General features: G+C 72.3%; 13 protein-coding genes and 3 tRNA genes. 3 read left to right on the top strand and 13 right to left on the bottom strand.

What is annotated here, in order from left to right; genetic code table 11:
• Window positions 1-2: 2 nt before the first annotated feature.
• The 4 genes from O7616_RS11495 to leuC all read right to left on the bottom strand — a co-directional run bounded on the left by O7616_RS11495 (window position 3) and on the right by leuC (window position 5,104).
• A complete protein-coding gene (locus tag O7616_RS11495; protein ID WP_282306796.1) occupies window positions 3-2,069 on the bottom strand; it encodes an endonuclease/exonuclease/phosphatase family protein in 2,067 nt (688 codons plus the stop codon).
• Between the two features lie 142 nt (window positions 2,070-2,211).
• The gene (locus O7616_RS11490; protein WP_348773863.1) at window positions 2,212-2,883 is read right to left on the bottom strand and encodes an HU family DNA-binding protein; all 672 of its coding nucleotides are present in this window, start codon (window positions 2,881-2,883) and stop codon (window positions 2,212-2,214) included.
• A 172-nt stretch (window positions 2,884-3,055) separates the two neighbouring features.
• Window positions 3,056-3,643 (bottom strand): 3-isopropylmalate dehydratase small subunit, encoded by a 588-nt coding sequence (leuD, locus tag O7616_RS11485; RefSeq protein WP_282262032.1) that lies wholly within the window; start codon window positions 3,641-3,643, stop codon window positions 3,056-3,058.
• Window positions 3,644-3,658: 15 nt separating this feature from the next.
• On the bottom strand, window positions 3,659-5,104 hold the full coding sequence (gene leuC / locus O7616_RS11480; RefSeq protein ID WP_282306794.1) for a 3-isopropylmalate dehydratase large subunit: 1,446 nt from the start codon (window positions 5,102-5,104) through the stop codon (window positions 3,659-3,661).
• Between the two features lie 49 nt (window positions 5,105-5,153).
• Between leuC and O7616_RS11475 the strand changes: the two genes are divergently transcribed.
• Window positions 5,154-5,840, top strand: coding sequence for an IclR family transcriptional regulator (locus tag O7616_RS11475; protein WP_007456408.1), 687 nt, complete (start codon window positions 5,154-5,156; stop codon window positions 5,838-5,840).
• Window positions 5,841-6,113: 273 nt separating this feature from the next.
• Here O7616_RS11475 and O7616_RS11470 read toward each other — a convergent pair.
• The 4 genes from O7616_RS11470 to O7616_RS11455 all read right to left on the bottom strand — a co-directional run bounded on the left by O7616_RS11470 (window position 6,114) and on the right by O7616_RS11455 (window position 7,689).
• Window positions 6,114-6,186, bottom strand: a tRNA-Glu gene (locus O7616_RS11470).
• 312 nt (window positions 6,187-6,498) lie between these two features.
• Window positions 6,499-6,571 (bottom strand) — tRNA-Glu (locus tag O7616_RS11465).
• Window positions 6,572-6,705: 134 nt separating this feature from the next.
• Window positions 6,706-6,777, bottom strand: a tRNA-Gln gene (locus O7616_RS11460).
• A 108-nt stretch (window positions 6,778-6,885) separates the two neighbouring features.
• Complete coding sequence (locus tag O7616_RS11455) at window positions 6,886-7,689, bottom strand: fumarylacetoacetate hydrolase family protein (RefSeq protein WP_282262034.1); 804 nt, start codon at window positions 7,687-7,689, stop codon at window positions 6,886-6,888.
• 570 nt (window positions 7,690-8,259) lie between these two features.
• Between O7616_RS11455 and O7616_RS11450 the strand changes: the two genes are divergently transcribed.
• Window positions 8,260-9,468 carry a hypothetical protein gene (locus tag O7616_RS11450; protein ID WP_282306793.1) on the top strand — a complete coding sequence of 403 codons (1,209 nt, stop codon included), beginning with the start codon at window positions 8,260-8,262 and terminating at the stop codon, window positions 9,466-9,468.
• A 34-nt stretch (window positions 9,469-9,502) separates the two neighbouring features.
• On the top strand, window positions 9,503-10,369 hold the full coding sequence (locus O7616_RS11445) for a 3-methyladenine DNA glycosylase (RefSeq protein ID WP_282306792.1): 867 nt from the start codon (window positions 9,503-9,505) through the stop codon (window positions 10,367-10,369).
• 15 nt (window positions 10,370-10,384) lie between these two features.
• On the opposite strand, the gene O7616_RS11440 is transcribed toward O7616_RS11445, so the two are convergent.
• The 5 genes from O7616_RS11440 to O7616_RS11420 form a co-directional block, all read right to left on the bottom strand.
• Window positions 10,385-10,981, bottom strand: coding sequence for a TetR family transcriptional regulator (locus O7616_RS11440; protein ID WP_282306791.1), 597 nt, complete (start codon window positions 10,979-10,981; stop codon window positions 10,385-10,387).
• A gap of 73 nt (window positions 10,982-11,054) precedes the next feature.
• Entirely contained in the window at window positions 11,055-12,053 is a 999-nt protein-coding gene (locus O7616_RS11435) for an aldo/keto reductase (RefSeq protein WP_282306790.1), read from the bottom strand.
• 109 nt (window positions 12,054-12,162) lie between these two features.
• On the bottom strand, window positions 12,163-12,588 hold the full coding sequence (arfB, locus tag O7616_RS11430; protein WP_282262044.1) for an alternative ribosome rescue aminoacyl-tRNA hydrolase ArfB: 426 nt from the start codon (window positions 12,586-12,588) through the stop codon (window positions 12,163-12,165).
• Window positions 12,589-12,822: 234 nt separating this feature from the next.
• Window positions 12,823-13,119 (bottom strand): hypothetical protein, encoded by a 297-nt coding sequence (locus O7616_RS11425; protein ID WP_282262046.1) that lies wholly within the window; start codon window positions 13,117-13,119, stop codon window positions 12,823-12,825.
• A gap of 87 nt (window positions 13,120-13,206) precedes the next feature.
• A complete protein-coding gene (locus tag O7616_RS11420) occupies window positions 13,207-14,091 on the bottom strand; it encodes a trypsin-like peptidase domain-containing protein (protein ID WP_282306789.1) in 885 nt (294 codons plus the stop codon).
• Window positions 14,092-14,116: the final 25 nt, after the last annotated feature.

Here is a 14,116-nt window from a genome sequence, read left to right as displayed (position 1 = left end):
TGTCAGCGGGGCGGCAGGGTCAGCGTCACCGCGACCGGCAGGTGGTCGCTGGCCGTGCTGCGGGGCGCGACCGGGTCGCTGCGGGTCAGGCCGGCTGAGACGAAGACGTGGTCGATCTGCTCGCGCGGGTCGTCGGCGGGGCTGGTCGCCAGCGGTCGGGCGGCAGCCAACGCGTCGACCAGACCGGCGGCCGTGAACTGCCCGAACGCCTCGTCCCCCGGTTCGGTGTTCAGGTCGCCCGCGACCACCAGCGGTCGTCCGGCGGCGTACCGGATGGCGAAGTCGGCGACCGCGCGGGCCTGGACCACCGGGCCCTGCCCGGGCGGCGGTTGCAGGTGGGTGCTGACCACCGCGGTACGGACCCCGTCGCTCAGGTCGAGCGTCACGGCGAGGGCCTGCGCCCCGGTCGGCGCCCCGACGGCCGGCAGCGGAAGGCTCCGCGCATCGTCCATCGGCCAACGGCTGAGCACCGCGTCGCCCCAGACCGGATCGGCGGCCGGGCCGAAGACGTACGGCATGCCGAGCCGGTCGGCCAGCAGGTCAAGGGTGTCGTGCCCGCCGTTGAGCAGCCAGGCGCGGTCCACCTCGCTGAGCAGCACCACGTCGGGTTGTTGCCGGTGGACCACCTCGGTGAGCCCGGCCAGGTCGAACCGACCGTCCAGCCCGAAGCCCATCCGGATGTTGTACGCCACCACCGTCAACCGCTCCGGTGGGCCGTCCCGGTTGTCGGCCACCGGAACCTCGTCGGCGAGCACGGGCGCCAGCAGGGCCAGCGCGGTGACCGCCGTGGCGGCCCGGAGCGGCGGGAACGGCCCGGGGAGCCACTGCAGGGCAGGCTGGGCGGTGAACGCCACGACGGCGACCAGGGCGGCCACCACAACGGGCACCGCCGCGTTGGGGTATCCGAGGTCGTAGGCGGAGTAGTACCCGACCGCGCCCAGCGCGAAGGCCAGCATGCCGGTGGCCACCGCGTACCCCCGTCGGGTCGCCGCGCCGTCGACGCCGGTGGTCTCGCTGACCGCGCCCGGCGGCGAAATCGCCACCGTCGAGGCCGGTGTCGTCGGGGCCGGTGTCGTCGGCTCGGTCGCTGCCGTCGGCTCGGTCGCTGCGGTCGGGGTCGGGCGGTCGGCGTGGTCGGTCAGGGCGAGGCAGGCGCCGAGACCGACGGCGGTCAGCAGGACGGCCGCGACGAGCAGGTCGCCCCGGCCGACGGCGAACAGCACCGCGCCCACCAGCAACGCCACCGGCCCGTACGCCCGACCCCACCCCGGGGGCGGCCGGGTCGACGCGGTGTACAGGAACGCGGCGACCGCCACCGGCACCGGTGCCAGGCCGAACAGCGGCGAACCCGCCACACCGTCCCCGGCGAACAGGTACGACATCCCGGTTCGGGCCAGCGCCGGGGAGAGCGCCACCATCCCCGCCAGCAGTAGCGCCGGCCCGGCCAGCAACCAGGCCCGCGCGCCACCGCCACCGGCCCGCGTGCTGTCACCACCGGTCTGCGCGCCCACACCATCGGTCTGCGCGCCACCGACTCGCGCGCCTCCGCCACCGGCCCGCGCTACCGGGTGTGCCGTGCCGACCAGGAACAGCAGCACCATGACGGAGCTGAGCAGCCACGCCACCCAGTCGCCCCGCCAGACCAGGTCGACGGTGTCCCACACCGCGTGCACTGCCGCGTTGACCGCGAAACCCAACGCCAGCCCCGGAACCGGACGGTCGGTGTCGGCGGCGACGCCGACCAGCCAGACCAACCCGGCGAGCAGCCCGGCGGTGGCCAACCAGAGCTGCGTACGCCCGCCCGGCGCGGCGGTGAGTGCCAGCCGGGCGACGGCGAGCGCGACGGCGGCGGCGACGGTGACGGGGCGGGCGCCGACCCGGCGGACCACTGCGGGTGCGCCCAGCGCCAGCACGAACCAGCCGAGGGCGAACGCACCCATCAACTCGGCCGGGGTGGACGCCGCCTGGCCGAAGATGGTGATGATGCCGGGCAGCCAGACCCGCAGCACGTCGATGAGGAGGATGACGCCCAGCGCGAGCGTCCCGGTGGTGAGCTGGCGATAGCGCACCGGCGCCCCATTTCCCGTCGACGGGCCGGCGGAGGGGGAGCCGGCACGGCGATTCTGCGCGAGCGGACCGGACGGGTCAACGGCCCGCGTACGCCGAAAGGGCGCCCACCAACCGGTGGACGCCCTTCGGTAGTGGGTCGGGTCAGCGCTTGCTGGCCGCCTTCTTGGCCGGAGCCTTCTTGGCCGGAGCCTTCTTCGCCGGCGCCTTCTTCGCCGCCGTGCTCTTGCTCGCCGCCGCGGTGGTCTTCTTCGCCGTGGTCGACTTGGTCGCCGCGGTGGTCTTCTTCGCCGCGGCGGTCTTCTTGCTGGCGGCGGTCTTGGTCGCCGTGGTGCTCTTGCTCGCCTTGGCCGGGGCGGTCTTCTTGCCGGCGGCCGTCTTGGTCGCCGTGGCGGTCTTGCTCGCCTTGGCCGGGGCGGTCTTCTTGCCGGCGGCCGTCTTGGCCGCCGTCGCCTTGGCGCCGGTCGCCTTGGTGCCCGTGGCCTTGGCCGTGGCGGTGCTGGTGGCGGTCTTCTTCGTCGCCACCGTGGCCTTCGGCACCTTGCCGCTGGCCACCATCTCCTTGAACCCGGCGCCGGGGCGGAAGGTCGGGACTGACGTCTTCTTGACCTTCACCGCCTCGCCGGTACGCGGGTTGCGCGCTGTTCGTGCGCCACGCACACGCTTTTCGAATGCTCCGAATCCGGTGATCGCCACCTTCTCGCCCTTGGTGACCGCCGCCTGGACCTCGGTGAGGACCGCGTCGAGCGCGGCCGTCGCCATCTTCCGGTCCCCCAGGCGAACGGCGAGCGCCTCGATGAGCTCGGCCTTGTTCACGACTTCCTCCCGATTGTGCAACTGACTCGACGCGAGCCATTCTGCGCGCACGTTATGCCCTGTGCTGCCTAGACACAAACATTCGGTAGAAAAAAGCCCTTGTGTCGCAACGGATTCACCCCCACCGGTTGGACCGATGGGGGTGGAATCCGCTGTGCGAGCGGGCGTACGGCTATGCCACGGAGGGCAGGAACGGCAGTCGGCGCGCCTCGTACGAGTCGATGTCGGCGGCGTGGCGGAGGGTTAGTCCAATGTCATCGAGGCCCTCCAGCAACCGCCAACGACTGAAGTCGTCCAGCGGGAACGACCAGCTGGCCTCGCCCGCCCGGAGCTGCCGGGCGGTCAGGTCGACGGTCACCGGAGTGGTCGGATCCGACTCCACCAGGTCCCACAACTCTTCGACGGCTTTCAATTCCAACTCGACCGGCAACAGGCCCTCCTTGAGGGCGTTGCCCCGGAAGATGTCGCCGAAGCGGGGAGCCACCACCGCGCGGAAGCCCCAGTCCCGCAGTGCCCAGACCGCGTGTTCCCGGGAGGAGCCGGTGCCGAACTCCGGGCCGGCGATGAGGATCGACGCCCCGGAATAGTTCTCATCGTTGAGTACGAATGTCGGATCTTCCCGCCAGGCGCTGAACAGCCCGTCGGCGAAGCCCGTCCGGGTCACCCGCTTGAGGTACACGGCGGGGATGATCTGGTCGGTATCCACGTTGGACCGGCGCAGCGGCACGGCGGTGCCGGTGTGGGTGGTGAACTTGTCCATCTCCTGGCGTCCCTTCTACAGGTCGGCGGGGGCGGCCAGCCGACCGACCACGGCGGTGGCGGCGGCGACCGGCGGGGAGACCAGGTGGGTACGCCCACCCCGGCCCTGACGGCCCTCGAAGTTGCGGTTCGAGGTGGAGGCGGAACGCTCGCCCGGCTTCAACGTGTCGGGGTTCATCCCCAGACACATGGAGCAGCCGGCGAACCGCCACTCGGCCCCGGCGTCGGTGAAGACCTTGTCCAACCCCTCGACCTCGGCGGCCTCCCGCACGGCGGCGGAACCGGGCACCACGAGCATCCGAACGCCGTCGGCGACCCGGTGGCCGCGCAACACGTCGGCGGCGGCCCGCAGGTCCTCCAGGCGCCCGTTGGTGCAGGAGCCCACGAAGACCACGTCGATCGGCAGCTCCCGCAGCGGGGTGCCGGGACGCAGGTCCATGTACTCCAGGGCGCGGCGCGCGGCGGCCCGCTCCGAATCGGTGACGAACTCCTCCGGATCCGGCACCGGCGCGCTCAGCGGCGCACCCTGCCCGGGGTTGGTGCCCCAGGTGACGAACGGGGTCACCTGACCGGCGTCCAGCGTCACCTCGGCGTCGAAGCGCGCGCCCTCGTCGGTGGGCAGCGTCCGCCACCACTCCAGCGCCGCGTCCCAGTCCGCGCCCTGAGGCGCGTTCGGACGACCCTTGAGGTACGCGAAGGTCGTCTCGTCCGGCGCGATCATGCCGGCCTTGGCGCCCCACTCGATGGACATGTTGGCGATGGTCATCCGCCCCTCCATGGAGAGGGCCCGGATCGCCTCGCCGCGGTACTCGACGATGTGCCCGCGCCCACCGCCGGTGCCGACCTGGGCGATCAGCGCGAGCACCAGGTCCTTGGCGGTGACGCCGGGGGCGAGGCGGCCGGTCACGTTCACGGCCATCGTCTTCGGCCGGCTCTGCGGCAGTGTCTGGGTGGCCAGTACGTGCTCCACCTCACTGGTGCCGATGCCGAAGGCGAGCGCGCCGAAAGCGCCGTGGGTGGCGGTGTGCGAGTCGCCGCAGACGATCGTCATGCCCGGCTGGGTGACACCGAGCTGCGGGCCGATCACGTGCACGATGCCCTGGTTGTCGTCACCGAGCGGGTGCAGGCGCACCCCGAACTCGGCGCAGTTACGGCGCAGCGTCTCGATCTGCGTACGCGACGTGGGGTCCGCGATGGTGAGCAGGTCACCACGGCGGAGGCGGAACGCCGGGTCGGCGTACCCGGTCGGGGTGTTGTGGTCCTCGGTCGCGAGGGTCAGGTCGGTACGACGCACCCGGCGCCCGGCGAGCCGCAGCCCGTCGAACGCCTGCGGGCTGGTCACCTCGTGCAGCAGGTGCAGGTCGATGAAGAGCAGGTCCGGCTCACCGGCGGCGGACCGTACGACGTGCGCGTCCCAGACCTTCTCGGCCAGGGTCCTCGGCTGAGGAGTGACTCCCACCATCTGGACATCCTAAATTCTGGGAGGTAAGTTTCGGCTTGTGGGACACAGTATGAGCGGTGTCGGCGTTCTCGACAAGGCGGTGGTCATCCTGGCCGCCTGTGTCGACGGCGCCAGCCTGGCCGAACTCGTTGAACGCACCAAGCTGCCCCGAGCCACCGCACACCGGCTGGCGCAGGCTCTGGAGATCCACCGGATGCTGGTCCGGGACACCCAGGGCCGATGGCGACCGGGCCCCCGGCTGGGCGAGCTGGCCAACGCGGCGCCGGACGTCCTGCTGACCGCCGCCGAGCCCCTGCTCGCCGCGTTGCGCGACGCCACAGGCGAGAGCGCCCAGCTCTACCTGCGGCGCGCCGACGAGCGGATCTGCGTGGCGGCGGCAGAGCGGGCCAGCGGCCTGCGGGACACCGTGCCGGTGGGCTCGGTGCTGCCGATGACGGCCGGCTCCGCGGCGCAGATCCTGCTGGCCTGGGAGCCGCCGGAGGCGGTGATGCCGCTGCTGCCGCGCAGCAAGTTCACTGGCCGGACCCTCGCCGAGGTACGCCGCCGAGGCTGGGCGCAGAGCGTCGCCGAGCGGGAGGCCGGTGTGGCGAGCGTCTCCGCCCCGATCCGCGACCGCACCGGTCGGGTGATCGCCTCGGTCAGCATCTCCGGCCCGATCGAGCGCCTGGGCCGCCGCCCCGGCGAGCGCCACGCGATGGCCGTGGTGCGAGCCGGCCAACGCCTGTCCGGCCTCTAACCCCCCGCACCCCGCACCCCGCACCCCGCACCAAGATCCGCGCAACTTCCCCGATGTTGCTGCCTCCGACACGCGGGAGACAGCAACATCCCCGGTGTTGCTGTCTCCCAGCGCAGGGACCCCGCCCCACCCCCGCCTCCTCCGGTGATCAAGAGGTTTGCGTCACGACACGCCGGAAGCGGTGACGCAAACCTCTTGATCACCCGAGAGTGGGCGGGGATCGGGGACATGAGGAAAGGCTCGCCTCGCGGGAGCGAGACGAGCCTGTGGTTGTAGCCCCGACCGGATTCGAACCGGCGCTACCGCCTTGAGAGGGCGGCGTCCTGGGCCGCTAGACGACGGGGCCAGAACTTCGTGCGTTCACCACCCTCGCGGGCGGTGCGGCAGTAGTCTAGCGGCACCGCCTCCGGGCGCGAGAACGGGGTCCGGGCTCGCCGGGTCGGGCGCCGCGCCAGGGACGGCAGCACGTGGGGCGGCGCCGCTCAGATCAACTCGCGTTTCATGAAATCGGCCTGTCGGAGCCGCGCAGGACACCACGGTTTCAGGAATTCCGAATCGATCGAGCCGCCGAGTCGATCAAGCCGGCGGGCTGCGGGGCGAGCATGAGCACACACACGAAACAGCCCGCCTCACCAGGTGAGACGGGCTGTGCGCAATGTAGCCCCGACCGGATTCGAACCGGCGCTACCGCCTTGAGAGGGCGGCGTCCTGGGCCGCTAGACGACGGGGCCAGAACAACTTTCGCTCCCCCACCCTCGCGGGCGGAGGAGCTGCACTCTACCAGAGACCACTCTCCGCCCCCGGAAGGGCGGAGCCGAACTCCGTCAGAATCCAGCGTCTGAAATTCTTATGAATTCCAGCAGCGCTGGGGTACCAGGACTCGAACCTAGACTAACTGAACCAGAATCAGTCGGGCTGCCAATTACCCCATACCCCATTGGCCCCTTGCGGCGCCGGGAGTGAACTTTACCCTCCCGGTGCCGGCAGGCCAAATCGGATCCCCCCGAACCACCTCTGAGCTGCGGAAACAGGGGCATCCAGCGAATCAGGCGACGGGAACCACCGGGTTGGTGAGCTCGCCGATGCCGTCGATCCGCACGGTGACCGTATCCCCCTCGACGAGCGGGCTAACCCCGGCCGGAGTGCCGGTGAGAACGACATCGCCGGGGAGCAGAGTCATCACGTGCGAGATGTACGACACCAGGCCCGGTACGTCGAAGACCATGTCCTTCGTCCGGCCGAGCTGGCGTACCTCCATCTCCTCCGGGTTGCGACCCACCTCGCACCGGATCTCCAGGTCGGAGACGTCCAGACCGGTGGTGATCCACGGGCCGATCGGGCAGAACGAGTCGAAGCCCTTGGCCCGGGTCCACTGCCCGTCCGAGCGCTGGAGGTCCCGCGCGGTGACGTCGTTGGCGCAGGTGTAGCCGAAGATCGCGCGTTCGGCGGCGGCCCGGTCGGCGCGGCGCGCGCCCGGCGCCCCGATCACGACAGCGAGTTCCGCCTCGTGCTCCACCTGCTTGGAGAAGATCGGCAGTCGGATGGCGTCCCGGGGGCCGATCACCGAGGTGGACGGCTTGAGGAACAGCAGCGGCTCCTTGGGCACGTCGTTGCCGAGCTCGGCGGCGTGGTCGGCGTAGTTGCGGCCGACACAGACGACCTTGCTGGGCAGGATCGGCGAGAGCAGCCGAACGTCGGAGAGGGCCCAACGGGCCCCACTGAAGGAGAGTTTGCCGAACGGGTGCCCCTCGATCTCGGCGATGGTCAGGCCCTGCGGCCCGGCCTCCGGTTCGCCTTCGACGGCACCGAACGACATTCCCTTGGCATGGGCGAAACGAGCGATACGCACCCGGCCAATCTAGCCCCGCCGACACCTCGACCGGCCACTACCGGCAGTGGGATGTGCTCAACCCGTCACCGCGCGGCACCCTATCGGAGCAGGAGGTGAGCGGGGCGGTCTTCCGGACTTCGTACCCGCACGGATACGGCGCGCCCCTACCGTCGGCTCCGGAGGTTCGTTCGTATGCCTGCATCGACACGACACCACAGGGCCCTCGCAGTGTTCGTGCACTGCCTCGGCATCCTCGCCGCTGTGCCGGCCCTGCCGGCCGCGACGCCGGAGGCGGCGGCCACGCCACGACCACCGGCCGCCACGTCACCGCCGACGTCCAGCGCGCCACCACCAACGGCAGGGCCACTACCAACGGCGGCCCCACGATCCACTGCCGCGCCGCGATCAACGGCCGGGACGCCGCCACCAGCGGCGGCCACACCACGACCACAGGCCGGCGCGCCACGGCCGACCACCGCGGTGCCGCCCGGTGCCGCGACGCCACGACCGAGCGCCGCACGGCCGCCGACGGAGACGTCCACCACACGGACCCCGGCCGCCACCCGGCCACCGGTCGCGATGGTCGCCATGGTGACCGAGCCCACCCCACCCTCGGCGCCTCCGGCGATGGCACCACCCACCCGGGCACCGGCGTCGGCGCCGCCGCAACAGGTCACCGTCGCGGTCGCGCCGGAGAACAGCCCGGCGCCGAGGTACCGGATCCACGTCCGCAACGTGGGCAACGCGCCGGTGGAGACCACCGTGCGCCAGGAACTGCCACCCGGCTCGTCGCCGACCGCGATCAGCGGCGGCGGCCGATCCACCCGGGCCGGCGGTTCCACGAGCGAGGTGACCTGGCGGTTGAGGCTGCCGGCACACAGTTCCACCACTCTGGGTACGGCGCTCGCCGCGACCGCGCCCGGCCAACCACTCACCGCCCCGGCGTGTGCGTTCACCAGCGACGGCACCCGGCCGTACGACTGCGCCACGGCCACCTGGAAGGCGGCGGCGGCACCGGCGGCCGAGGTCACCGAGGCACCACCCTGGCGGCGGTACCCGGTGTTGCTCGCCGGGTTGGCGGTCCTGCTGCTGATCAGCGCGGCCCTGGTGTGGGTGTGGCGACGTCGACGCGGGCGGGGGCGTCGGGTGACGGCCGCCGCGCTGGCCGGTGGCGGCGGGCCGACCGGTGGACGGGGGACGATCTATCCACGGCCGGCGACGCCGGGGCCGACGAGGCGTCGGCGTACCCCACCGGTCTGGTTGTTGGTGGGCGCTGCCGTCGCGGTGCTGGCCGGTGTCGTCGGCACCGCCGGGTGGACCGCGACCCGGCAGGTCTCGCAGATCGACACCCAGAAGCAGCCGACCAGCGGTGCGTGGATGGGCACCGGGGTCACCGGTCCGGTGGGCGTGCCGCTGCGGGAGTCGGCGTTCGAGTTCACCGTGTACCGGATGACCTGCGGCGCGCCCGGCTCCGCCGGAAAGACCGACGGCGGTGCGGCACCGGCCGCCGGCCGACGCTGCCAGGCCACCGTGGGCGTGCGCAACGTCACCGGCGACCACCAGCCCTGGCACAGCCAACTGCAACGGGCGTACCTGCCCGGTGGGCGTTGGGTGACCACCGACGAGCCGGCCACCCGGGCGGCCAACCTGGGGCGGGACGTCTTCGCCGCCCCGATGGCGGCGGGCACCCGGATGGTGCTCCCGCTGGTCTTCACCGTCGACGGTCGGGACCCACCCCGGCAGTTGGAGTTGCGCAGCGGCGTGTTCTCCGCCGGGGTTCGGGTGCAGATGCCCTGACCGGTGCGCGGGCGGCGGTCGTACCCTGGGGTGCGTGACCGCCGCCCTCGCCCCCGCCGTGCTCGACGCCGCGCAGTGGCGGGCCCGTCGGCGGGCCCACGAGGAGCGTGTGGACGTCTGGCTGACACCGCACCTGGCCCGCCGCCGGCGCGGCGAGCGGCATCAGGTGGCCGACTTCCTGTTCACCTACTACTCGCACCGTCCAGCCCAGCTACGGCGCTGGCATCCGGGGGCCGGGGTCGAGCTGCACGACGCCGACCCGGCCGAGTTCGGCCGGGACTACCGCGCCACCACCGCCGGGGTCACCCTCGACACCGATGGGGTACGCGCGCGGCGCGGCGAGTCGATCACCTGGATCCGCTCCCTGTTGGCGGCCACCAGCGGGCGGGCGCCACACCTCGGCTGCTTCGGGATGCACGAGTGGGCGATGGTCTACCGGCAGTCCCAGGCGGAGCTGCGGCACAACGCCTGGCCGCTGCGACTGAGCCCGGAGCGGACCGCCGCGGTCGTCGAGGAGCGGGGCGTGCGGTGCAGCCACTTCGACGCGTTCCGGTTCTTCACACCGCCGGCCCGCCCGTTGAACCTGCTCACGCCGACCCGGGAGACGCAGCACGCCCTGGAACAGCCGGGGTGCCTGCACGCCAACATGGATCTGTACAAGTGGGCGTACAAGCTGTCCCCGCTGGTCGACTCGGAGCTGGTGGCCGACGCGTTCGAGCTGGCCACGGAGATCCGCACACTGGACATGCGGGCCAGCCCGTACGACCTGGCGGCGTTGGGCTACCCGCCGGTGCGGGTGGAGACCCCGGAGGGTCGGGCCGAGTACGCGACGGCACAACGGTCCTTCGCCGACCGGGGCGCCGTTCTGCGCGAGCGGCTACTCAGCGCCGTCCCGGCCTGACCTCGGCCGCCCGGGTCAGCTCGTCGGCCGGGTACGCAGGCCGTCGATGAGCAGGTCCACCACCGCCGCCAGGTCGTCGTCGAGCCCCGACTCGTCCCACTCGGTGCGGTGAGCCGGGTGGTGGAAGCGGGCGGTGGCCTGCAGGATCGCCCGACCGGCCACCGCCGGTTCGGGCACTGTGAACTCTCCCGTCGCCACCCCGTCCGCCACGATCACGCTGAGCTGACCGGCGAGGACCTCGAGGTGGGTGGCGACCGCCCCCTCGGAGAGGGTGGCGAGTTGGTGGAAGTTGTCGAACAACTCCGGGTCCTCCCGGGCCATCCGGCGCTTCGTGCCGCTCAGCTCCGCCAGCCAGCGGCGGAGCCGCTCCGGCGCGGGCCCGTCACCGGTGGCCACCCCGATCAGCGGGGTGGACACCCGGGCCAGCCACCGCTCGGCGACCGCCTCCCGTAGAGCGGCCTTGCTGGCGAAATGCCGGTAGACGCTGCCGTGGCTGACGCTCAGCGCGCGGGCGACGTCCAGCACGGTGGCCTTGGCCGGCCCGTACCGGCGCAGCACCTCCTCGGCGGTGTCGAGGATCCGGTCGGCCGTCAGGGCGGTGGCGTCGCTCATGACTCCAGCCTTCCTGACCGGGGCGCGGGCCGTGGCGCGACCCCCGGCCGACGGTCGCGCCACGGCACGGTGGTCATGCCCGCTCGCTGTCCAGGAGCGCCATCTGCGCCTCGCCGTACCGGGAGCCGGCGGCCGCGCCGGACGGGACGGCGGCCTCGATCGCCACGAGGTCGGCCTCGGTCAGGGTGAACGCCGCCGCGCCGAGCGCCTCGGTCAGCCGTTCCCGGCGGCGGGCACCGATCAGCGGCACGATGTTCTCGCCCCGGGACAGCACCCAGGCGATGGCGATCTGGGCCACGGTGACGCCACGAGCCTCGGCGACGGTGCGCAGCGCGTCCACCAGGGCGAGGTTGTGGTCCAGGTTCGCGCCGGCGAACCGGGGCAGGTGGCTGCGGAAGTCGGTGACGCCGGTCTGGCGCTGCGGCGACCAGTGACCGCTGATCAGGCCCCGGGACAACACCCCGTACGCGGTGACGCCGACGCCCAACTCGTGGGCCGTCGGCAGGATCTCCGCCTCGGGGTCGCGGGAGATCAGCGAGTATTCGAGCTGGAGGTCGGCGACGGGGTGCACGGCGTGCGCGCGACGCAGTGTCTCCGCGCTCACCTCGGACAGGCCGATGTGCCGGACGTGACCGGCCTTGACCAGGTCGGCCAGGGTGCCCATGACGTCCTCGACCGGCACGTCCGGCGTCAGGCGGGCCGGGCGGTAGATGTCGACGTGGTCGGTGCCGAGCCGGCGCAGGGTGTAGGCCAGGAAGTTCTTGATCGCGGCGGGTCGGAGGTCGGTGCCGTTCCAGCCGCCCTCGATGTCGCGTAGTGCGCCGAACTTGACGCTGATCACCGCGTTGTCGCGGTTGCGGCCACGCAGCGCGTCGCGCAGCAGCATCTCGTTGTGGCCCATCCCGTAGAAGTCGCCGGTGTCGAGCAACGTGATGCCGGCGTCGAGCGCGGCGTGGATGGTGGCGATGCTCTCGGCCTCGTCGGTGGTGCCGTAGAGGTCGGACATGCCCATCAGGCCGAGGCCGAGTGCGGAGACGGTCGGGCCGGCGGTGCCGAGGGTGCGGGTGTTCATGGGTCTTCCTCTCCTGGGGTGACCCCATCAACGTACACCCTTCAGATGACAGATTCCAGATTCTGTCAGTGACGGGCGCGACAGGCCCGACCCTACGAGGGAGGATCGGCTACTCGCCGTCGGCGCGGCGGTCGCGCTTGCGCTGGGACTGGCGCTTCTTCTCGGCCAGTCGGCGTTCCTTGGCCCCACGGGACGGGCGGGTCGCTCGACGGGCCGGCGGAGGGGGCGCGGCGGCCTCTCGCAGCAGGGCGGTCATCCGTTCCCGGGCCGCCTCCCGGTTGGCCAGTTGGGCGCGGTGCTCGCTGGCGGCGATCGTCAACACCCCGTCGACCAGGCGGTTGGCCAGGCGGGCCATCGCCCGCGACCGCAGCGACTCGGGCACGGCAGGCGAATTGGCCAGGTCGTAGCTCAGCTCGACCCGGGAGTCCGCCGTGTTGACCCCCTGCCCTCCCGGCCCCGAGGAGCGGGAGAAGCGCTCCCGCAGTTCCCCGGCGGGGACGACCCACCGGTCGGTCACCCGCAGTCCGTCGTCCACGCCCTGAGGCTAACCCGCCACGAACCGCCGAAGGTCGGGCCCCGGCCCAACCCCGTGGGCGGTCTGCGCCATCCGCCGCGCCCCGCCGACAACGTCGGCCGCCGGCATCCACGGCAGGGCACCCGTCCGGAAGATCCGCACAACATCGGGGATGGTGCTGCCTCCCGCCTGCCCCGAGGCAGCACCATCAGGGAGGTTGCGCGGATCTCGGCGCGCCGACGCCGAGGTGCTGTCCTAGCGGCGCGGAGGTGCACTCTGCGTCGGGGACTGGCTGGGTGCCGGCCCGGCGGTCTCCTCGTCCGAGCCGACGGCCGCGTACGCCACCGCGCCGAAGAGGAGCAGGGCGATCACCCCGGCCTTCACGGCGACGCCACGGATCAGCAACCAGGCGCCTCGACGGGCGCCCGGCACCGATTTCTTGACGGTCTGGTAATCGTTCCACCCGCGTCGTGCCCGGGCGTACGCCGACCCCACTGCACATCCGATGAACAGGCCCACCAGCAGGAGGACCGCGAGAAGAGGACGCTCCACCTCCGCCAGTATCCATACCGACAGTAATATTTCCATGGGGCGATGCCGTGCGGCCGGATATCTGACACTGGCGGCTGTCCGGGCAGCTCAGCCACCCTTGCCGATGATGGTGTCGGCGGTCTGCTGGACCTGGTCGATGGGAATGGCGAACCCGATGCCGATCGACCCGTTGCCGTCGATCGTGGCGATGGCGGTGTTCACTCCGACCACCTCGCCCCGGGCGTTGACGAGCGGCCCACCGGAGTTGCCGGGGTTTATGGACGCGTCGGTCTGCACGGCGGTGTGCCGGTTGTTGCCCAGTCGCACCTCCCGGTCCAACGCGCTGACGATGCCCGCGGTGACCGTCCCGGCCAGACCGAGCGGCGAACCCACGGCGAGGACCGGCTCGCCGACCCGGGTCGCGCCGGGTTTGGCCAGGGGTAGCGGGGTCAGGCCGGCCGACGCCGGAACCTTCAGCACCGCCAGGTCGCTGCGTGGCTCCCGGCCGACCACCTCGGCGGCGAACCGTCGGCCGTCGGGCAGTTCCACCGTCACCGGGCCACCGCCGCCCTTGGCCAGGATGTGGTCGTTGGTGATCAGGTGCTGCTGGTCGTCGACGGCGAATCCGGAGCCGGTCGCGGACGTACCGGTCGCGGAACCGGCGACCGAGGAGCCGGCGGTCGCGCCGCCGGCCAACACCGACACCACCCCGGGTACGGTCCGCTCCGCCGCCGTGACCAGTTCGGCCGGCACCGGGGCGGCGGACGCGGCGGACGCGCCCGGATCTCCGTACCGCCCGGCGACCACGCCACCGGCGACGGCGCCCGACACCGTGGAGATCGCCACCACGGCCAGCGCGGCGAGCAGCCGTCGGGACCGTCGACTGCCCGGTTCCCGCTCGGGCGGCTCCCACCAGGCGCGCCCGTCCGGGTCGAGTTCCGGTGAGATGAACCAGGGACCGCGCGGTTCGCCCAGTCCGGTCTGCACTGCCATGCGTACTCCTCACGGTCGACGTCGT

The sequence above is a fragment of the Micromonospora sp. WMMD964 genome (genome assembly GCF_029581455.1).
Classification (GTDB): domain Bacteria; phylum Actinomycetota; class Actinomycetes; order Mycobacteriales; family Micromonosporaceae; genus Micromonospora.
This window is presented reverse-complemented; position numbering and strand designations above follow the sequence as displayed.

Bases quoted from the DNA above. Each gene is read 5' to 3' on its own strand.
- leuD (WP_282262032.1), bottom strand. From the start codon at position 3,643: ATGGACAAGTTCACCACCCACACCGGCACCGCCGTGCCGCTGCGCCGG.
- leuC (WP_282306794.1), bottom strand. From the start codon at position 5,104: ATGGTGGGAGTCACTCCTCAGCCGAGGACCCTGGCCGAGAAGGTCTGG.
- O7616_RS11475 (WP_007456408.1), top strand. From the start codon at position 5,154: ATGAGCGGTGTCGGCGTTCTCGACAAGGCGGTGGTCATCCTGGCCGCC.
- O7616_RS11450 (WP_282306793.1), top strand. From the start codon at position 8,260: ATGGTGACCGAGCCCACCCCACCCTCGGCGCCTCCGGCGATGGCACCA.
- O7616_RS11440 (WP_282306791.1), bottom strand. From the start codon at position 10,981: ATGAGCGACGCCACCGCCCTGACGGCCGACCGGATCCTCGACACCGCC.
- O7616_RS11435 (WP_282306790.1), bottom strand. From the start codon at position 12,053: ATGAACACCCGCACCCTCGGCACCGCCGGCCCGACCGTCTCCGCACTC.
- O7616_RS11420 (WP_282306789.1), bottom strand. From the start codon at position 14,091: ATGGCAGTGCAGACCGGACTGGGCGAACCGCGCGGTCCCTGGTTCATC.